General features: G+C 37.0%; 20 protein-coding genes. 8 read left to right on the top strand and 12 right to left on the bottom strand.

The window, feature by feature from the left end; genetic code table 11:
- Positions 1 to 15 precede the first annotated feature (15 nt).
- Both NST91_RS19855 and NST91_RS19850 read left to right on the top strand, forming a co-directional pair.
- Complete coding sequence (locus NST91_RS19855; RefSeq protein ID WP_341332522.1) at positions 16 to 1773, top strand: ABC transporter ATP-binding protein; 1758 nt, start codon at positions 16 to 18, stop codon at positions 1771 to 1773.
- Positions 1770 to 3785, top strand: a complete 2016-nt coding sequence (locus NST91_RS19850; RefSeq protein WP_341332521.1) for an ABC transporter ATP-binding protein — start codon at positions 1770 to 1772, stop codon at positions 3783 to 3785. The genes NST91_RS19855 and NST91_RS19850 overlap by 4 nt, the downstream gene beginning before the upstream one ends.
- 307 nt (positions 3786 to 4092) lie before the next feature.
- On the opposite strand, the gene NST91_RS19845 is transcribed toward NST91_RS19850, so the two are convergent.
- Positions 4093 to 4476, bottom strand: coding sequence for a globin domain-containing protein (locus NST91_RS19845; RefSeq protein ID WP_341332520.1), 384 nt, complete (start codon positions 4474 to 4476; stop codon positions 4093 to 4095).
- Positions 4477 to 5049: 573 nt separating this feature from the next.
- On the opposite strand from NST91_RS19845, the gene NST91_RS19840 reads away from it, so the two are divergent.
- Positions 5050 to 6318, top strand: a complete 1269-nt coding sequence (locus tag NST91_RS19840) for a hemolysin family protein (RefSeq protein ID WP_341332519.1) — start codon at positions 5050 to 5052, stop codon at positions 6316 to 6318.
- 67 nt (positions 6319 to 6385) lie between these two features.
- Here NST91_RS19840 and NST91_RS19835 read toward each other — a convergent pair whose 3' ends face one another.
- From NST91_RS19835 to NST91_RS19825, 3 genes are all read right to left on the bottom strand, one after another.
- On the bottom strand, positions 6386 to 6775 hold the full coding sequence (locus NST91_RS19835; protein WP_341332518.1) for a hypothetical protein: 390 nt from the start codon (positions 6773 to 6775) through the stop codon (positions 6386 to 6388).
- Between the two features lie 31 nt (positions 6776 to 6806).
- Positions 6807 to 7025, bottom strand: a complete 219-nt coding sequence (locus NST91_RS19830) for a DUF4025 domain-containing protein (RefSeq protein ID WP_121447115.1) — start codon at positions 7023 to 7025, stop codon at positions 6807 to 6809.
- A 144-nt stretch (positions 7026 to 7169) separates the two neighbouring features.
- Positions 7170 to 7379, bottom strand: a complete 210-nt coding sequence (locus NST91_RS19825) for an alpha/beta-type small acid-soluble spore protein (RefSeq protein ID WP_010283556.1) — start codon at positions 7377 to 7379, stop codon at positions 7170 to 7172.
- A gap of 289 nt (positions 7380 to 7668) precedes the next feature.
- Here NST91_RS19825 and NST91_RS19820 point away from each other — a divergent pair, with 289 nt between their 5' ends.
- Positions 7669 to 7911 (top strand): hypothetical protein, encoded by a 243-nt coding sequence (locus tag NST91_RS19820; RefSeq protein ID WP_341332517.1) that lies wholly within the window; start codon positions 7669 to 7671, stop codon positions 7909 to 7911.
- Positions 7912 to 7966: 55 nt separating this feature from the next.
- Here NST91_RS19820 and NST91_RS19815 read toward each other — a convergent pair whose 3' ends face one another.
- From NST91_RS19815 to NST91_RS19780, 8 genes are all read right to left on the bottom strand, one after another.
- On the bottom strand, positions 7967 to 9064 hold the full coding sequence (locus NST91_RS19815; protein ID WP_121447113.1) for a sn-glycerol-3-phosphate ABC transporter ATP-binding protein UgpC: 1098 nt from the start codon (positions 9062 to 9064) through the stop codon (positions 7967 to 7969).
- Between the two features lie 109 nt (positions 9065 to 9173).
- The gene (locus tag NST91_RS19810; RefSeq protein WP_341332516.1) at positions 9174 to 10082 is read right to left on the bottom strand and encodes a PucR family transcriptional regulator; all 909 of its coding nucleotides are present in this window, start codon (positions 10080 to 10082) and stop codon (positions 9174 to 9176) included.
- 73 nt (positions 10083 to 10155) lie between these two features.
- On the bottom strand, positions 10156 to 10341 hold the full coding sequence (locus NST91_RS19805) for a hypothetical protein (protein WP_341332515.1): 186 nt from the start codon (positions 10339 to 10341) through the stop codon (positions 10156 to 10158).
- A gap of 373 nt (positions 10342 to 10714) precedes the next feature.
- Positions 10715 to 10927 carry a DUF5342 family protein gene (locus tag NST91_RS19800; RefSeq protein WP_121447110.1) on the bottom strand — a complete coding sequence of 71 codons (213 nt, stop codon included), beginning with the start codon at positions 10925 to 10927 and terminating at the stop codon, positions 10715 to 10717.
- A gap of 55 nt (positions 10928 to 10982) precedes the next feature.
- Complete coding sequence (locus tag NST91_RS19795; protein ID WP_341332514.1) at positions 10983 to 12167, bottom strand: YheC/YheD family endospore coat-associated protein; 1185 nt, start codon at positions 12165 to 12167, stop codon at positions 10983 to 10985.
- On the bottom strand, positions 12164 to 13522 hold the full coding sequence (locus NST91_RS19790) for a YheC/YheD family endospore coat-associated protein (protein WP_341332513.1): 1359 nt from the start codon (positions 13520 to 13522) through the stop codon (positions 12164 to 12166). Before NST91_RS19790 ends, NST91_RS19795 begins: the two co-directional genes overlap by 4 nt.
- A 139-nt stretch (positions 13523 to 13661) precedes the next feature.
- Positions 13662 to 14723, bottom strand: a complete 1062-nt coding sequence (locus tag NST91_RS19785) for a YheC/YheD family endospore coat-associated protein (RefSeq protein ID WP_341332512.1) — start codon at positions 14721 to 14723, stop codon at positions 13662 to 13664.
- A gap of 18 nt (positions 14724 to 14741) precedes the next feature.
- Positions 14742 to 16118, bottom strand: coding sequence for a YheC/YheD family endospore coat-associated protein (locus NST91_RS19780; RefSeq protein ID WP_341332511.1), 1377 nt, complete (start codon positions 16116 to 16118; stop codon positions 14742 to 14744).
- Positions 16119 to 16524: 406 nt separating this feature from the next.
- Between NST91_RS19780 and NST91_RS19775 the strand changes: the two genes are divergently transcribed.
- The 4 genes from NST91_RS19775 to NST91_RS19760 all read left to right on the top strand — a co-directional run bounded on the left by NST91_RS19775 (position 16525) and on the right by NST91_RS19760 (position 20865).
- Positions 16525 to 17661, top strand: coding sequence for a DUF445 domain-containing protein (locus tag NST91_RS19775; protein WP_341332510.1), 1137 nt, complete (start codon positions 16525 to 16527; stop codon positions 17659 to 17661).
- A gap of 147 nt (positions 17662 to 17808) precedes the next feature.
- Complete coding sequence (locus NST91_RS19770) at positions 17809 to 18165, top strand: YlbF/YmcA family competence regulator (protein WP_341332509.1); 357 nt, start codon at positions 17809 to 17811, stop codon at positions 18163 to 18165.
- 178 nt (positions 18166 to 18343) lie between these two features.
- Entirely contained in the window at positions 18344 to 19207 is an 864-nt protein-coding gene (locus NST91_RS19765) for a Cof-type HAD-IIB family hydrolase (protein WP_341332508.1), read from the top strand.
- 143 nt (positions 19208 to 19350) lie between these two features.
- Positions 19351 to 20865 (top strand): coproporphyrinogen III oxidase, encoded by a 1515-nt coding sequence (locus NST91_RS19760; protein WP_341332507.1) that lies wholly within the window; start codon positions 19351 to 19353, stop codon positions 20863 to 20865.
- Positions 20866 to 21040 lie beyond the last annotated feature (175 nt).

Genomic DNA, 21040 nt, shown 5'->3' with positions numbered 1-21040 from the left:
AGGGAGAGGACACATATGTTTTCAGTTTTAGGAAAATTAAGATGGTTTTTTAAACAATATTGGAAAAGATACACTGTTGCAATTATATTGTTAACAATAGTAGGTATTTTAGAAATCATACCTCCAAAGATAATAGGTCTTGCGATTGATGAAATTCATATCGGAACACTAACCTCAGAAAAAATAGTCCAATATCTATTATTCTTAGCAGCTTTAGCAATTGTTATTTACGGAATCACTTATATTTGGATGTATCAATTATTTGGCGGTGCCTATCTCGTTGAGAGAATCTTGAGAGGGCGATTTATGAGGCATTTGCTAATCATGAAGCCTAGTTTTTATGAGAAAAATCGAACCGGTGATTTGATGGCTCGTGCAACGAATGACTTAAAATCTGTTTCTCAAACAGCCGGGTTTGGGATTTTAACTTTAGTCGATTCCAGTATATTTATGCTGACCATTCTTCTTACGATGGGATTTTTAATAAGCTGGAAGCTAACATTTGCTGCACTGATTCCTCTTCCGATTATGGCGATCATTATGAATATTTACGGAAAGAAAATTCATCAACGGTTTATGGAAGCACAGGACTCATTCGGGACCTTGAATGACCAAGTACTCGAATCGATTGCAGGAATTCGTGTAATTCGTGCGTATGTCCAAGAAAAGGCGGATGAACAACGTTTCAGTCATTTGACTGAAGATGTTTTTCGAAAAAATATTAAGGTAGCAAAAATTGATGCTTTGTTTGATCCAACAATGAAGATATTGGTGGGATTAAGTTATTTAATTGGCCTTGGATATGGGGCCTATCTCGTATTTCATAATGTAATTACCCTTGGGGAACTGGTTTCTTTCAACGTATATCTTGGAATGATGATTTGGCCGATGTTAGCAATTGGTGAACTCATCAACATCATGCAGCGGGGAAATGCATCACTCGACCGTGTGAATGAAACACTAGCCTATCAGCCAGATGTTGCAAATCACAAAAATACAATAGAAATCAAGTTGCCTGAACAAATCGAATTTCATAAGGTGACTTTCCAATACCCTACATCAACAGTGAAAAACCTTGAAGATGTTAATCTTACTATAAATAAGGGGGGCACTTTAGGGGTTGTAGGTAAAACAGGAAGCGGGAAGACAACATTTGTAAAGCAGTTGCTTCGTGAGTATCCTGTTGGCAAAGGAGAACTTATGATTTCCGGAACACCAATTGACCGCATTCCAATGGAGACACTTCACGGTTGGATTGGTTATGTACCGCAAGACCATATTTTATTTTCGCGATCAGTTCGTGAGAATATCCTATTTGGCAATAAAGATGCAACAAATGATGAGCTTGAAAAGGCGATTGAACTTGCAGCTTTTAGCAAAGATTTAACAATGCTACCAGAAGGTTTGCAGACCCTTGTAGGTGAAAAAGGGGTAGCGTTATCAGGTGGGCAAAAGCAAAGAATCTCAATAGCACGTGCTTTACTCATTAATCCGGAAATTCTTATTTTAGACGATTCATTATCAGCAGTTGATGCGAAAACTGAAACTAAAATCATTGAGAATATTCGAAAAGAGCGTGCAGGTAAAACAACTATTATAACGACTCACAGATTATCTGCCGTAGAGCACGCGGATTGGATTGTTGTACTAGAGGATGGTCGAATAATTGAAGAGGGAACTCACTTACAGCTATTAGCCATGAACGGTTGGTACAAAGAACAATTTGACCGACAACAGGTAGAGGAACTAACAGAAAATGGGGTGACAGCATGAACGTAGGAAAACGTCTCGTATCTTATGCACTCCTTTATAAGAAAATGATAATTTCAGCACTATTAATGCTGTCGCTCGCAGTAGCAGCTGAATTAACGGGTCCATTCATTGCAAAGACCATGATAGATGACCATATTTTGGGAATCGAGAATAAATGGTATGTAACGACTGAAAGCATGGATGCTGTAGAATACAACAATACTTGGTATAAACGCTCTGATAATTTCTCAGAGGGTGAGGATAAGGGTGACGAATCACGTATTTTACAGGTTGGCCGTTCTTATTATTTTGTGGATAGGCCAATCGAGTTTGATGGGGAACGAACAGTAAAAAACGGGAATCTTGAAATTAGAAGAAATGGTGAAACACTAGTATACCCTGCATCAAAATTATCCGTTGATGAGTTGTTCGCATTTTATCGACCTGAGATTCCAAAGCTCATTAAATTAATTGTGGCCTATTTCGGTCTCTTAGTAGTTGCATCCATTTTTCACTTTGGGCAACGCTTTTTATTGCAGACATCCTCAAATCGTATTATTCAAAAGATGCGCCAGGATGTATTTGCGCAAATACAGCGGTTACCGATACAGTATTTTGATAAATTGCCAGCTGGTAAAGTGGTTTCAAGAATCACAAATGATACGGAAGCAATACGAGAACTGTATGTAACTGTTTTAGCTAATTTTTTCTCAAGTATTATTTACATCACTGGGATATTTATCGCGTTATTTTTATTAGAGGTAAAGCTTGCTCTAATTTGTTTAATCCTTGTTCCAATCTTAGTTATTTGGATTAAGGTCTACCGGAAATATGCTTCAAAGTATAATCATAAGATTCGCTCACTGTTAAGTGAAATCAATGGAATGATCAACGAATCCATTCAAGGGATGACTATTATCCAGGCATTTAAAAGGCAGGAAGAATCCCGAAAGGAATTTGAAGAGCTTAATGAGAAACATTTTTCTTATCAAAATAAGCTACTAAGTTTAAACGCTTTAACTTCTTTCAATCTTGTTGGGGTTCTCCGAAATGTATCATTCGTAGCATTAATCTGGTATTTTGGAGGAGCATCTTTGTCTGCAAACAGCGTTATTTCTTTAGGTGTCTTATATGCTTTTGTTGATTATTTGAATCGACTCTTTCAGCCAATTACTGGAATGGTCAACCAATTGGCGATTTTAGAACAATCATTAGTAGCGGGTGAACGGGTCTTTACGCTTCTCGACTTAGAAGGTGTCGATGTAAATGAGGAGAAACTACCTCGCTACAAAGGAAATGTTGAGTTTAATCATGTTAATTTTGGTTACAAAGAAGGGGAATATGTTTTAAAAGATATCTCCTTTGAAGCAATGCAAGGAGAGACCGTAGCGCTTGTTGGTCATACAGGTTCTGGAAAGAGCTCAATCATGAATTTACTGTTCCGCTTTTATGATATTAAGGATGGACAAATATTGATTGACGGGAAAAATATAAATGATATTCCGAAACAGCAACTGCGTAAGCACATGGGAATTGTGTTGCAGGATCCTTACCTTTTTACTGGTACGATTGCAACGAATGTGAGTCTAGATGACCCTTCAATATCAAGAGAAAAGGTTGAAAAGGCATTGAAGGATGTTGGGACAGACCAACTGCTGAAAAGCTTGCCTAAAGGATACGATGAGCCTGTGATCGAGAAAGGAAGTACATTGTCATCAGGACAAAGACAGCTTATTTCCTTCGCGCGAGCACTTGCCTTCGACCCTGCAATCCTCATTCTTGATGAAGCCACGGCAAGTATTGATACTGAAACAGAGGCAATTATCCAAGATGCGTTAGAGGTATTAAAGAAGGGACGAACAACCTTCATTATTGCTCACCGCTTGTCGACTATAAAAAATGCAGATCAGATTCTCGTACTTGACCGAGGCCAAATCGTTGAGCAAGGAAACCATGATGAACTGATGCAAAGGAAAGGGAAGTACTATCAAATGTATCAACTGCAGCAAGGTAAAAATTCAATTGCTGGCTAAGAAAAGGAGTCAGAAAATGTTCATTCCTTTGACAAGAATCCGCCATAAAATAAGCCTGACTTTTCCACATTAGATGATACTATAAAATCATCTAAAGATAATGGGGGAGTCAATATGGAAGAATTATCAATTACATTTAATATTGCTGCAGCATTAGTTTTAGTATTCTTTATCGGTGCAATATTGATTGAATCATAAAAAAATCCACGGTTTTCGTGGATTTTTTGTTTGGAAGGAAAAAAGGCACAATATGTCAGCGCTTGACTTGAGCTTCCCTCCTAAAGCCGCGCGCCTTCCATTTTTCTTTTTAGTCTGGTGTATTTACCATGATGCCCGCTACTTGTTGAAGTCTAGCATAGAAGGCATCTGCTACCTCACCGGTAAGTTCTGTTTCCTCGAATGCTTCTTTCATGCAACGTAGCCAAGCATTTGCTCGAGTTGGTGTGATTTCAAAAGGCATATGACGATATCTCATGGCTGGAGGTCCAAATTCATTACTATACAATGTTGGTCCACCTAGAAACTGGGTTAAGAACATATATTGCTTACGTTTAATTTCTTCAATATCCCCTTCGAATAAAGGAGCTAAATCTGGATCTGCATAAACCTTTGGATAAAATGCATTGACTAAATCATGAATGGCTTCTGCGCCACCAATCTCTTCATATAATGTATTAAGTCTGAAGTCCATATTATCACCGCCGCTAATTTTTCTTTATTAGTACTATATCAATACTAAAAACACAATGGTGTGATTTGAATCACAACTGACTTTATTCAGTTAAGCTCCTACTTATATAGGAAAGTATTAATGCAAAAAACTTAACAATTCAGTTGAATGTTTAAACCTAGACTGAATAAAGTTAGAGCCTCCGGCGGATGCCACGATTTTTCAAAGGTAATTTTTCCCGCATTTACTGGTACTAAGCCCTCATGGAGGGCAAATACCAGTAAATGCCCGATTGGTTCAACTAACAATCGGTAGAAAAAATTTCACCGATTGAAGTTTCACTGTATCTCGCAGTAAGTTCAAAGACTAAAAACGCCACATCCTGTGGCAACGTCTTTATGACCCACTTCCTGTGGGACTAAAATCGGGCGCAAATACGCCAAGGCGAATTTGATTAGATATAATGATTCCCATATAAAAGAATGTTTGCTATTATAAAAATAACCGGAAGAATTTGTATTATCATTTAACAAATACCTTTGTTTTATCTTAAACAAATACAAAGGTAATTACAATTAGGAGTGTGAAAATTACGTGGACGATTTGCCACTGAGTACCATTATTTTGTTACTCATTCTTATCATGTTATCAGCGTTTTTCTCAGCAAGTGAAACGGCTTATTCAAGTGTTAATCGAATAAGACTGAAGAATTATGTGGATGAAAAGCGACGCGGGAGTAAGAAAGCATTTTTTATTACGGAGAACTTTGATAACGCCCTTTCAACAATTTTAGTTGGAAATAATATCGTAAATATTGCTGCTGCATCAATCGCCTCAAAAGTAGCAACCGATCTCTTTGGTGGGAATACGGGACTTGTTATCAGTACATTTGTGATGACATTACTTATTTTAATATTTGGGGAGGTTCTTCCAAAATCATTTGCAAAAGAAAATGCGGAAAGCTTCTCATTAAGAGTCTCCGGTATATTATTTACATTAATGAAGATTCTGACACCAATTACATATTTATTTGGACTATTAAAAGCATTGGCAGCTAAACTCATCAAAAGTAATAATGAGACTCCGTCCTTTACAGAAGAAGAAATCAAAGTAATGGTTGATTTAAGTGAGGAAGAAGGAGTTATTGACAATAAAGAAAAAGAATTAGTGCATCGATCACTCGACTTTAATGATATTTTAGTCGGAGAAATATTGACACCCCGCATTGACATGATTGCCGTTGAAGTCAATGATTCGATAGAAAATATTAGAGATATGTTCTTAGAGGAACGCTTTTCACGTGTACCGGTTTATGAGGACAACATTGATAATATAATTGGAATTTTATCAGAACGTGAATTTTTAAGTCTTCTTGTTCAACAAAAGAACATTAATATCCGTTCAATTATTCGCAAACCATTCTTTGTTGTTGAATCGATGAAAATTTCTACACTACTACCTGAACTTCAAAAAAGTAAAACACATCTAGCAATTGTTGTGGATGAATTTGGTGGTACCTCCGGTTTAATTACGCTAGAGGACATTATAGAGGAAATTGTTGGAGAAATTTGGGATGAACATGATGAAAAGATTAAATATTTTACACAAATAGATGAAAATACTTATGAAATAAATGCAGATATGCCACTTGACGATTTTTCCGATATCATTGGAATTGAAGAGCCTGAAAGCTCACACTATTCAGTAGGTGGTTGGATTTTTGAATCATTTGAAAAAATTCCAGTTGTCGGAGATACGTTTGACTATTTGCATCTCACAATAAAAGTTACTGAGGTTGAAAACCGCAGGATTAGAAAGGCTTTCGTAGAAGTAAATCAACCTATATTAGATATCGAAAATTAACATATTCAGGGGACGGTTCTTCTGGTTTTCATAAAAGTGGAAACCTGTAGAACCGTCCCTTTGTACTTTATTGGATAATACTAGCCACAGTCTGTGGGATGGGGACTTTGTCATCAACGCCATATTTCTTCTCAAACGAGTGATATTCAAAAAGTGTACCTTCAGGTGAAGTCACGGCAAGGTCAAGAATGTAGTCGCCATGATCACCTTTTGTCTCTAGATAAAAGGTAGTATCTGCAATTTCTAGATGATAAAAATGATACTGGAATCCAAGAAATTCTTTGACATCAAAACGGGTGTCTGGGTGCGTAGAAATATACTTGGCAAGTTCATCTATCGTTGACATTGGCCGATTCAAAACAGTGTTTATTTTTTCTTTTACCATTTGTGATGTTGTTGTCAATGTATCTTTAGCCTTTGTTGTTATGTCTCGAATAATTTGATTTACTTCACTCAATGTGGATCTCTCCTAATAGGGATTTCTAGTCTTATGAGTAGTAATCCTGATAGCCTTCATTTGATGATTCAGCCTTTTTTTCATTCGTGCTATTGTAAGGGGCTGTAATCTCGCCTTCCATATAAGAATCACTTACTTGTTCATGTGTTGTAGCTAATCCTTGTGATAATTGATCATTCTTACCGTAATCTTCTGGTTGATAATGTCTTGCAGCTAATTCATTCGTATTGTTTTGTACGTTATCCTTCAAAGCGAATTCCTCCTAAAAATAATATCTTCTTTCTTAGTATCTCAACAACAATATTTAATAAATCAAGTCAAAAGTTGGAAACCTTATATAAAACAAGAGACACCCTTAAAGGGTGCCTCTTAAGCCATAATATTTAATTTTTTATTAACCTTGACGACCACTCATAGATTGTTGAGCGAAAGATACTAAACGTTTTGTAATTTCTCCACCAACTGATCCGTTTGCGCGAGATGTAGTGTCAGCACCTAAGTTAACACCAAATTCTTGAGCAATTTCATACTTCATTTGGTCGATAGCTTGTTCTGCACCTGGTACTAATAATTGGTTACTGTTGTTGCTATTGTTGTTTGCCATTTTTCCTTCATCTCCTTAAACTGATTTTTATTTGGTGGGTTACTCCGGAATTGCACCAGATATAAGGGTTTCCTTAGCCTCTAGGCTAACCCGAGTAAAAACTGTTTAAAGATGTTTCGGTGTTGCTTGGTGAGTTGCTGTTGCTGTGTTTGTACTAAGTATTATGTGACGAAGAGAAGAATATATTCGAGAATTTATCTACCAAATAATTCCTATGAAAAAGAAAGCATAACAGTATTGTTTCGTCAAAAACTATCGGTAAGTAATTAAGAATATAGGAGAGAAGACCATGCCAATTTGTCCATTATGTAATGGCTTTAACAATGCTAGCTTCTCATGTGCACAATGTGGGAATTCCTTAGAGGATTCAGGACGTATTATTGATTATTTTGGTCCCTACAGTGCTTATATGCAGATAGATTCCATGAAGAACATAGATGGGATAGAGACAACTTTACAAAATAATGAATGTGCTCATTTGTTTTATTGTCCAAACTGTAACAACCAAGAAACGATCCTAATTAAAGAATAGCAAATCTGCATGAATGTAAAAAAGTCGCCCAAGTGGGCGACTTTCTATTTTCAAATTAGCGAATTCTTTTTTCTGACTCAGCATCGAAGAAATGGCATTTGTTCATATCAAATGCAAGTTCGATTGTTTCACCTGGTTTTGCTTGTGTACGAGAATCTACACGTGCAACGAAATCCGTATTTCCAAGTTGTGAATAAAGCATTGTTTCTGCACCAGTTAATTCAGATACTTCAATAAGTGCATTAATTTTAGATCCTTGAGAAGACTCGATGAATACAGGCTCATCATGGATGTCCTCAGGACGAATACCAAGGATGATGTCTTTGTTTACATAGCCTTGCTCACGAAGAACTTTCATTTTACCTTCAGGAACAGCAATGTTTACATTGCCGATGGTAAATGTACCATCTTTTAAAGTACCTGGGAAGAAGTTCATCGCAGGGGATCCAATGAAACCAGCAACGAATACGTTTTCAGGGTTATCATAAACATCTTTTGGTGCACCGACTTGTTGAATAATACCATCTTTCATAACAACAAGACGAGTAGCCATTGTCATCGCTTCAGTTTGGTCATGCGTTACGTAAATAGTAGTTGTTTGCAGACGTTGGTGAAGTTTAGAAATTTCAGCACGCATTTGTACACGAAGCTTTGCATCAAGGTTTGATAAAGGCTCATCCATTAAGAATACCTTTGCGTCACGAACAATCGCACGGCCTAACGCAACACGCTGACGTTGACCACCTGATAAAGCTTTTGGCTTACGAGTTAAGTATTCTTCTAGGCCAAGAATTTTTGCTGCTTCTTTCACACGACGATCAATTTCGTCTTTAGGGAACTTACGAAGCTTTAATCCGAAAGCCATGTTATCATATACACTCATATGTGGATATAATGCATAGTTTTGGAATACCATCGCGATGTCACGGTCTTTCGGAGCAACATCATTCACACGTTTATCATCAATGAAGAAATCACCTTGGGAAATTTCTTCTAATCCTGCAATCATACGTAAAGTTGTAGATTTACCACAACCAGATGGACCTACGAATACGATGAATTCTTTATCTTGAATATGAAGGTTAAAATCTTCTACTGCTGTTACTTTATTGTCATATACTTTGTAAATATGGTCTAATACTAATTCAGCCATTGTTTCTCCTCCTAGTGTAAACGTTTTCGATAGTTAAAGTTTACTTTAGAGAGGTCAAAATCGTAAATGTGTAAATTGCACAAAACTTTGAAAGGGTTTTCGTGCATGTCTACAAATCTGAATAGTGCTCTAATTCTAGAATTGCTAAATACGTCGTAACTGCACCATGAAAATGCTTTATATCGACTCCCGACTTTTCGATGAATTTCTCAATACGATACTGCAAGCTATTCCGGTGCATATATAAACGTTTAGCTGCATTGGATACGTTTAAATCACTTTCAAAGAAAACCTTGATTGTCTCAAGTAATTCATGATCGCCCTGAAGTTCCTCGGGAATTATATTTTTAAGTTGGTTTCGAAAATTTCTATCCAATCCTTCTAACAGTATAAATGGCAAAACATCATGAAGTCGGTAGACTTTCTGTTTATGTAAAAAGTGCATCCCTTTACGAAACCATTCCCTTTCATTTTGAAAAAGCGAACCGAGATTGTCAGCGAGGGGATGGGTTTGTCCAATGAATAAATTCATATCCGTATAGAAATCACTAGTTAATGTAACAGTAATTTCATCATAAATGACTTCCTCAATCATTTCTTCATTTCTTGTTTCAATTAGAACCCCACTCGAGTCATTTTCCCATAAGAAGATTGTATCCCGTGGTAAAAGTGCTTGTATGGCTTCCTGGAATTCAAGTTTGTCGGTAATAGGTTGGTCAGCATAGAATTGAATAAATCGGCATTGTGTAAAAGACATTTGATTTGAAGAAATGTTTCCTTGTTGCAAAAACAAAAGGTTATACCAGAACGCCTGAGTATCCGTCATATCATTTTTATGTGTACCATACGGTGTAAAAAGGGAAGACAGAAGGGAGGCCTCTTTTGGCGAAAGTTGCTCCTTTTTTATCCCAAACAAAGGTCCAGAATCTGTTAGAAACCACATATATTTCTCTGTATTATATGGCGATTCGGACGTTACAAACGCATCCTTATAGTGATTCTTTAGATTTTCAATCATGTAAAATAACTCCTTATATCGAACATAAAAAATCTCCTTCCATTATAACAGAAGGAGAAAGTCTGTATAACTGCTATTCAATTTCTTTCGGTGGTTCTTCCTCTACAAAATCGCGAGCTTCTTCTATATTGGTTTGATCATGAAAGCGATAGACACTTCCACCAGCCATCCCTTCGTTTATGAAGCGATCGACATCCATGAATACCTCATCTTTACCTTCATATTGAAGGTCTTCGCGCTCTTTTCCTTTGTTTTCCATAAAAAAACCTCCTTTATAGCGGATGTTCAAAAAGTCCGGTGAAAATGACACATCGATATCGGATCTTCGACTAAGTACCGACACATCCTGTGTCGAACGTCGAAGTCACCACATTCCGTGGAAGCTCGTTGGCTTGTTTTTCCGTTCCTTGGAAAAGAAAATACTTTTCCTACGTGCTAGAACATCTGCTACGTATTAACTACATACGTTCTGCTACTCAAAAATGCACCGCCTCGAACTTTCGACGCACAGGACGTGCTAGTGTCACAAGACATGAGGCCGTGGCGTTTTTGTCGACGTGGTCCTTTTCATCCTCCTTTTTGAACACGCAATTGTAGTCTTAGTCTGTGAAGGAGGTGAATAGAATATCCTGTTAATTATCATAAACATGAAAAAGCATTAATTCATGAATTTGTTTGGTTATATCATTTATTACTTTTAAATCAGGATGATTGCCGTGCCAATCGATGCTTCCATCCTTATTATAGTTTCCATTATATTTCGTTCCTTGATAATAGAAAGAAAAACTCCAGCCAGGAATTTTACTGCTATGATAAAGAGGTTTCCACTGAAAATGTGAGATCATCAATAAGTTCTCCTTAGGTAGTATTTGAAGGATTAGTAAAAACAGTTTAATACGCTTACACTTTTGTCCCTTTCATTATAAGGAGTTTGGTTAAATTTTCAAGCCCTTTCTCACGAATATAAGTCTCGTCAAATACCATTGGTTTTGAATTGATTTCATAAATATAAATTTCGCCATCAACGGAACGTCCAAGGTCAATTGAGAATTCCCCGATAAATTGGTCAATTTGCTCTGTAAGCTCTTTTCCAATCTCAAAAACAAGTTTTTGTAAAATGGCTTCATTAAAACGGCTGGATACCGATTCATACGGAATGATTGCCCCGCCATTTGGAACATGTGTGGTTACCCCATTCTCACCCGCAACTCGTACTCCAATACCGCTAATGATATACCCACTTTCGTCATAATGACATAATAGACGTAGGTCGTACCGCTTGCCTTTAAAAGTGTCAGCCTGAATGGCCTTTTGCAATAGATATTCCTCTTGTATAAACGATTCTTCAATTTTCTCCCAAAATGAGGCAAGGGATGAATAGCTTTGTTTTTCGTTTGGTGTTTCAACAATAAAAAGACTTTTCCTTTTTCTTATTCGGTAAAGGCCAATACCCTTATGACCAGTTGAACTTTTAATATAGAGATCCTGATGTTTTGTTATCATTTGTTTAAGGTCGCTTTCTTGTTTAAGAAGTAGAGTATCCGGAAGAAATGATGAAACAAATTTATTCTTTCGTAAAACTTGATAAACAGACCATTTTGAAAAAAAGAACGGGTTAAAAAAGGGAATACCATTTGTTCTAAAAAAAGAAACGATATCAATAAAATGCTTTGATTTCTCCATGTGACGATAAGGAACACGATTATACACAACGTCAGGAAGGGGTGTCCGGAGTTTGATCCATTTTTGTATGGGTTGGTAAAAGGTAAAGCATTCAACTGAATGTTCCTGTAAAGAATTTGGTGTCATAACGATTCCTAAGGCCCCTTCGGACTGTAAGGATGAAAGAATTCTTTTTAAATCTTTGAGATTTCCAACAAAGGAATTGTCCTTGGAAGAACCGGTAAGAATCCCAATCAATGGTCCAACACGCTTTCCACTTTTCGAAACAGAAAAAGGGAGCGAATGCTCCTGCCTGCTCCCAACATAAGAAATGATTGTATTTTCCGTTCCGATATAAAGCCCATTCTCCTCCTCGCATTGATACCATTCCTGTTTTACGGTGTGATAGTAAATGGTGCTCATCTGAACACTTCCTCAGGGGCTTTAATCGTCGTTTCTGTTAAGTAAACAGCGTATTGTAGTGGGAGTCTGCTTGATAGTTTATCGTATTTTCTTAGCTTTGGATGAGAAAAAATCGAACGCCCCGGCTTTGAATTCGCTTCGAAAAGCCACACACTTCCATTCTTGTCAATACCTAAATCAAAACCAAGTTCCCCTATATGCCCTTTTTGTCGAGAATCAATAACTTCACTTAATAAAAGGGCTGCCTGGCTTAGTGAATCAGTGACTTTTTTGCATTCTTCGGCATCAGGAAAAATTTCAGTAAGTGTTCGGACCACGCCACCATTATTTAAATGTGTTGTCACACTGCCGCGACCTGCAATTTTTCCAGCCATCACGCTAACCTGCCATTTTCCTTTTTCATCTTTATTCGTATGAATACGAAAATCAATCGTTTTATGATCACTTCGAATTAAATGAATCCCTTGTTGGACAATATAATGTTCCAATCGTCTATTACGGAAATGAGTGTTAACAAATGACTCAATGGAAGTAAAACGTTGGAGACGATTTTTTCCGTCCGTATCACGAAATCTGCAATAATATTCATCCGTTTCACGATCAAACAGAATTTGATAGATACCTAAACCAAGACTTCCATTTGCTGGCTTAATGTATACATGCTGATATTTAGAAAGCATTCGTTCAATTAGTGAAAAGGTCGGACTTTTATGGGTTTCAGGTAAATACGTAGCGACACGGTGATCACCCTCTAATAACTGATGGATTTCCCATTTATCAAAAAATCCAGGATTAAACCATGGAATTAAGTATTCATCATGTAAACGTTGTTTTATTTCACTTAATGTTTTATGTTTTTCAGTCCGTCGGTTTGGAAGACGGTCATAGACAACATTAGGAAATGGAATTTCAATCGTTTCCCAGCCGTTATGGCTATGAAAAAGTCCATGAATGGTACCCTTATCCCAATCAATATGTTTCGCACCAAAAATAAATACATATGCTCCGACAGCTTTTTCTTGGGCCAATAGCTTTGCGAAAAACAGTGTTCGTTCCCCGATTGGGCGAATCATCGACTCACTAAAACCAGCTGTGAAAATTCCGACCAAAGGACCAATATAGAGATGATCCTCATGGATAATCACTTGCGTTGTACTTGTATAAGGAATTTTTAAGTTGTTAAAAATATCCTGGGAAATTTTAATTTCCTGTTGGTCAGTTTGAACGACCTTACATTCACAGGAGGACGTTCCAAAAAAGATACGCTTGATTGGTGTTTTTAGTTTGAAAGCTTTAGGAATATTCACGGTTCCTGTTACTTGTTCCGTAATTTTCATTGGAAGCGGTGTTCGCATTTATTACAACTCCTTTTTAAAGTGTCTAGCCTCATGCGCCACGGCTCTCTGGTCTAGCCAATCGCTTCTGAAGATAAAAGACACCTTCTGTCAGCGCTCGACTTATGTTTGTCGCGAATAGCGTGCGCCTTTTGCTATTCTAATTAGAATGTAGATACGTGCAATATTGTAATAATGTTGTATAAAGAGTTTCTTCTTGTTCCGGTCTCGTTTCTATAACTACCTTTCTACCTGGTTTTGAATTTGTATCTAATATCCAGAGGGCACCGTCCTTTGTAAGACCTAAATCAACTCCAAGTTCGAATAAGGGATTAAAATGTCCTTCAAGAACATCTGGTAACCTATTAATAATTGTATGAATATTATCCGAGAGTAATTGCCTTTGATTGAAAGACATTTTTTCTGTCCAACTCTCAAAGGAATGAGTTTCCCCACCGCCACCTAAATTTGAGATAAGATGCTCACGCAATCCTAGGCGGATTCCACGACCTTGTTCAATCCATACCCCTTGCGCATTTTTTTGAAGAAGAATTCGAATATCAAAAGGTCGGTTGTCTGCATCATGGAGAGGCAAATAGGTTTGAGTTAAATAGGGCTGGTGAGAAATGACACTATCAAGCCACTTTTTTAATTCCCCTCTTGTTTTAAACTGCTGCTTTTTTAGTTGATTTGCATCTTTATAGATCGCTTCAACATAATCCTGATGAAGAAAGAGACCAATAATCCCTTTTCCCATCGACCCTTTTTCTGGTTTTAGAATAAGTCGATGTTTTTTCATTAGGGTTCGAAGGATAGAAGAGGCGGAGAGTGCTTGTTCAGTTGAAGGGATATAAGGTGATAATTTCTCATCTTGACTTAAAATTTTATAAATCTCCCATTTATTTGGCAGCCCTTGCCCTAGAAATAGATTGCCCGGCCTCCTTTTTAACCAGTTCATAATTGGTTGACTTTTCTTAGAGACATCATCATCTGAGTAGAAACAGCGGTCATATAAATATGTTGGAAGTTCAAACAGGCTTTTTTCCCATGCATGTGAAATCTCATTGTATTTTTCTCCTTGAATCATTTCAGAGGCTGGTTCGATAGAGGTTGGTGTAAATCGGAATAGTTGAATCCCGAATTCAGGCGCACGTTTAGCAAGTTCCGTTGCATAACCTTTTTCCTGATTCGGATAAAGAGTAACAAATCCCAGTGAAATCACAAGATTCTCCCCTTTCTTTTATCCTATTTTTGATTGATCATGTTGGTTGGAAAGGAAGAGACAATGCTGCAGAAGCGCTTTTGCGCTTGGGCGAATTTTGTTAGATAATTTATCCTGTTCCTGATTTTTTGATGGTTTCGTATTAACCTCTATAATTGTTGGCTTTCCAGTTTCATCGAGAGCAAGGTCAATCCCTAACTCCGCAAATAATCCGTCCGCTGTTCCATCAATAATTTCAGCAACTTCAAGTGCTAAGTCTCTTATTAATCTCTTAATATGCGGAATCTCTTTCATTTCAAAGTTTTCGAGAAGGACGCTGTGGACCTTTTGAATTTCTCCACCTCTTGCCAGGTTTGAAACAAATTCATCCTTTGAAGATACACGTGCAACAATCGAGGTTAGTTGCCATTTTTCACTGGCTTGTTTTTGACAAAGTACCCGAAAATCCAATGGCTTTTCTTTATAGGAAAGAAGCGGAATACATTGTTGAACGATGAAAGTATGCTGTTTTAGCCTTGAGAATAAAGATTGAAAGAGGGAAGGGAAGCTTTGATGGACCGTCTCGATGTCACCTGAGAACGTTGTATAATCTAAAAAATACGTATCTTCATCCGTTTTTTGAATCCGAAAAATATTTCTCCCCTGGCTCCCATGGACCGGTTTTACAAATACACATTGATATTTTTCAAGCATTTCAAAGAGAACATCTTTATTTGTTAAAAGCATGGTATCAGGTAGGTATGAATGGAGATGCTCATTATCATATAGCATTTCGTGTACTTCCCATTTATTCAGAAAATGATCATTAAAATATGGGATATTGTTCATTTGCAGTTCATTTGTAAAATCGATAAAACTCGAGTGTTGCTCTCGCTTGCGTGAGTGAATCCGATTGTGAACCACATGAGGGTAGGGAACAGAAGATTTTTTCCATATTCCATCGATAAAGATGTACCCTTTTTGGTCATAAAATGTATTTAAGGTAAAAACGTAGAAAAGCACTCCGATTTCGCTTGCGTAGAGTGAAATTTCCTCGCAAAACTCTCCGATTGAACCAAATGATACCTGGTTGTTTTTTTCTGTTGCTTCCGTTAATAGCCCGATAACGGGACCCATTTCTAGTTTGTCATTTGCTTTTTTGAATAACGTTATTGAAAAGTTCTCAGGAGGAAGCTGTAATTCTTTTAATATGAAAGTTGGACATTGAATGACAGGCTCGCTCTCATTAATAGATACGATATTTACCATAAGACTATTCCTGTTACAGTATAATTCAATTGTCTGTTCCTTTTGTAAGCCAAACTTCTTAATAATGATGTCACTCATTTTTATTTGTAAAAAGGAATCCTGCTCGTCAGAAACAGGAATCACCTCGATAAGAATTTTTTTCGTCATCATGATAACCCCATTTGCGTAACTTGACGTTCAAACACTATAATTGATAAGGTGAAAAACAATTTTGTTTCAATATATAGGCAAATGTCTGATATCGTATCGTATGAAAAGACAATAAAAACTGTGAAAAAAAATTAACTTTATTCAGTAGAAGTCCTTTATTTCTATAAGTGGTATGAAATAGTTTGGGGTAAACAATATAGTGGAAATTATTCCTTGCAGAATAAAGTTAAGCCTTCGGCGGATTCCACGATTTTTAAAAGGACATTTTCCGAGCATATGATCAAAGACTAAAAATGCCAAGTTCTTTGGTAACGTCTTTTTGACCCACAGCGTGTGAGCCTAAAAAAATCGGGCAAATACCGCCTTGGTGTATTTGATATTAAGTTAACAAAGGGTGATCTGTATGAACGTTTTTTTAATGATTGTATTAATGATGGTGATTGGAGCCATTATTGGAGGAGTTACGAATTCATTGGCCATTAAGATGTTATTTCGGCCATATAAAGCCATCTATATTGGTGGAAAACGCCTTCCATTTACTCCTGGATTAATCCCGAAGCGTAGGGATGAGTTAGCAAGGCAAATGGGAAGAACCGTGGTAGAGCATCTTTTAACTCCAGAAAGTCTAAAGAAAAAATTACTGGATGAAAGTTTTGTTGCCAACATCGAAGGTTGGGCGAAAGAAGAGGTTTCTAAACTGCTGGATACTGAGAAAAATTTAGTCGAGATTGCTGGACAAGTTGGGATATATAATCTTGATGAACGTGCAGAGGAGCAACTAACTAACCTTATTGAAACCAAATTTAAAAGTCTTTTACATGAAATGGGCCAAAAGGAAATAGGCAATGTCATTCCTGAGGAGCTACTTTCAACTATCGAAAAAAGATTTCCAGCGGTCGCGGAATATATAACCGAAAAAGGTATAGAGTATTTCGAAAGTGAGGAAGGGAAACTTCGACTAAAAAGAATGATCGATGAGTTCCTATCGACCCGTGGAATGCTTGGAAATATGGTACAAATGTTTTTAGGAAACACAAGCTTAATAGATAAGATCCAACCTGAAATTATAAAATTTCTATCAAACCCGGGGACAAAGGAGCTTATACAATCTTTGATTGAAAAAGAGTGGAATAAGGTAAAATCCTGGGAGGTTAATATAATTGTTGAGCAGGTAGGGTCAGAAAAAATTCTTTCATTCCTAAAGGAACAGTCTCTAAACATCTTCCCTGTTAAGAAGTATCTTAAAACTCCTGCAAATGAGGTATTACTACCTTACAAAGAAAGAATCCTTGAGACGATAGTTCCTAAAGGGATTGAGATGGCCGGCGAATTTGTGGCAAATCGTATTGAGAAAATGATGAAAAGCCTAAAGCTCGAGGAAATTGTAAAGGATCAGGTTGGAACATTTTCTGTAGAGCGACTAGAGGAAATGGTGTTAGGTATTTCTAAACGAGAATTCAAGATGATTACCTATTTAGGAGCACTTCTAGGTGGAATCATTGGAATTCTTCAAGGGATTATTGCACAGTTTCTACAATAAACATAAACATAAGCAAATCGCTCTGTATAGAATATCTTAAAATATCCACTCTATTTTTTAGATGAGGGTGAATTATATGGAAATGTTTGTTATAGTGGAAAAGAACCATTTTGCTCGTAATAAATCTGGATAAAGGAGGTAGGTAAAATGGGTGTAAATTTATATGATGTTGCTTATGGTGTTGAAAAGGCGATTCGTGAGAGTGATGAGTTTAAACAACTAAAGCATTTATATGATCAAGTGAATAACGACGAAGGTGCGAAGAAATTATTTGAAAGCTTTCGAAATATTCAGTTATCCCTTCAACAAAAACAAATGATGGGTGAAGATATTTCACAAGAAGAAGTAGAACAGGCTCAGAGACAAGTTGCACTTGTTCAACAACATGATACAATTGCAAAACTTATGGAAGCAGAGCAGCGAATGAGCGTTGTTATCGGCGAATTAAATCAAATCATGCTTAAACCACTTGAAGAATTATACGGAAGTATGGATCAACAATAAGACTTCTTTGGAACCTACGCCAATATGGTGAGGGTTCTTTTTTTTGCTCATATATGTGAAACATTAAGTTTCACATGTTGTCGTCCATTTTTCTATATTAGTCTTTTGTTCTAATCAGTTTCATTTTTTCATAACCATATGTATAGGGGACGCCCAACTGAGAAGGAGGACCTGCCATATGTATAGGTTACTAGCAATAAATGTGGATGGCACATTACTACGTCCAAACGGTCGGCTTCAAAGTGGTACAAAGGAAGCCATCGATTTCGTCCGTGCAAAGGAAGTTTATGTGACTCTCATAACAAGACGTCACTTCCCATCGACAAAAAAAATCGCAAAAGCACTAAAGCTGAACTCATTGCTAATTACGCATAATGGAGGATTCATCAGTGATAACCTTGATGAACCTATTTATGTAAAACGTATTTCAGAAGAGAAAACATTTAATATTGTCCAGGTATTAGAAAACTTTAAATGTAGCATTCGCCTCCAACATGAAAAGTTTTCAATTGGCAATCGCGTAAGATTCCCTGGTAATTTAATCGCAAAAGCAATGTTTGGTTCTGGTGATCCACTCTTTTATCCAATGCAGTTTGTCGATTCGCTTGGGGATTATTTAACAGACAATCCTGTTGCACCACCTAAGATTGAGGTCTATTCACAAAGTGAAAATGAACTGAGGGCAATTAGAGAAACAGTGACTGAGCATTTCAATGACATTCAAGTGGATCTAACAGAACCACATAAGCTAGAAATCACTCCTTTTGGGGTTTCTAAGCTTAATGGATTAAAAACGTTAGCTAATCACTTAAATATTCCTTTGCATGAAGCAGTTGTTATTGGAGATTCAATAGATGATATTGAAATCATTGAATCTGCTGGCTTAGGGGTTGCAATGTGGAATGCACCGAAGGAAGTGAAATTTGCTGCTGACTGGGTGACTCGGTCCAACAATATGAATGGCGTCTCCTATATGATTAAAGAGCATTTCCGTAAGCAGCAAAGAATTGACTTCTTAAAACAAATTAAGATTGAAAAATAGAGATGGGTTGGCCTCCACGGTTTGTGGGGGTTTTTTTATAGGGAGAATGCAGAAACAAAAACTACCCAAAATTCTCATATTGATTAAAAAAGGTACATTCTGTACACTTAAATAAGTATTTTTTTGAAAAGGTGATACAAATTATGCGAATATTATTCAAAGGGCTCGGGGATGACAGGTTTTTACGACCACTACAGCTCATCACGAATCTTTTTTATGAAGAAAGTGAACTCTCAATTAGTGAGTTAGATAATCCTGAGCTATTAATAGACTTCCAATATGAATATAATAGTCCTGTCATAACAACATATGCCAAACTGACTGACATCAAATCCGGGAACGAATTTAAGGGAAGCTATCGTAAGGAATTTCCTCCATTTGAGAATGACAAAGAACTATTTAAAAAGATTAAAAATGCAGTCTCACATGTGTATGTAATGGTGATGCAAGATTTTACAGGTATTACTCAGCCATGGGGAATGCTTACTGGCGTGCGTCCAACAAAACTGTTACACAAAAAGGTTCGAGAGGGAAAATCTCATGAGGTAGCACACAAAGAGCTGAAAGAAGATTACTTAATTACAGATGAAAAACTTGAATTAATGCTCCAAATTGTTGACCGCCAACTCACAATGGTCCCTGATTTATATCAACTACAAAACGAAGTAAGTATTTATATTGGGATTCCTTTCTGCCCAACAAAATGTGCCTATTGTACATTTCCTGCCTATGCGATCAATGGAAGACAAGGTTCGGTTAATTCCTTCCTAGGTGGACTTCATTATGAGATGCGTGAGATGGGGCGTTGGTTGAAGGAAAATCACATTAATATTACAACCGTATATTATGGTGGCGGAACTCCAACAAGTATCACGGCAGAAGAGATGGACATGCTGTATGAAGAAATGTACCAATCCTTCCCAAATGTGAAAAACATTCGTGAAATTACAGTTGAAGCGGGAAGACCGGACACAATTACACCGGAAAAACTAGACGTCCTAAAGAAGTGGAATATTGACCGTATCAGTATTAATCCTCAGTCCTATATACAGGAAACACTGAAAGCGATTGGCCGTCATCACACGGTTGAAGAAACAGTAGAAAAGTTTCATCTTGCACGAAATATGGGGATGAACAATATCAACATGGACTTAATCATTGGCCTTCCGGGCGAAGGAGTAGAAGAGTTCAATTATACCCTTTCAGAAACAAAAAAGCTTATGCCAGAGTCACTAACTGTTCATACTTTATCCTTTAAGCGTGCGTCTGAAATGACACGAAATAAGAAAAAATATAAGGTTGCCGGCCGTGAGGAAATTACAGAGATGATGAATAATGCTTCAACATGGACAAAGGAACACGGGTATGTCCCATATTATTTATATCGAATGAAGAACATACTTGGAAACTTAGAGAATGTTGGCTATTCACTACCAGGGCAAGAGAGTATCTACAATATTATGATTATGGAAGAAATGCAAACAATCATCGGCTTAGGCTGTGGGGCAGCTAGCAAATTTATTGATCCTATGACGGGGAAGATTACTCAATTTGCAAACCCGAAGGATCCGAAATCCTACAATGATCATTTTATTGAATACACGAACAAAAAAATCGAGATTTTAAACGATTTATTTGGAGTAGCAAAAGGGGTATAGGAAACTATACCTCTTTTTTTTCGTTCATAGTTGAAATGAATCTTTAGGAAACGTGTAAACTTCTTCTCAATGGTATTTTCTATTGATTTTTGGATTCTCTTAGTTTTATTGCTGTTTTCCATGTCAAGCTTGAGTGATCAACTCGGTTATAATTTTCTGTATTAAAAAAAAGCAA

The sequence above is a fragment of the Ferdinandcohnia sp. FSL W7-1320 genome (genome assembly GCF_038050315.1).
Taxonomy (GTDB): domain Bacteria; phylum Bacillota; class Bacilli; order Bacillales; family Bacillaceae_L; genus Ferdinandcohnia; species Ferdinandcohnia aciditolerans.
Note: the sequence above shows the minus strand (reverse complement) of the source record. Positions and strands in the feature narration are given on the sequence as shown.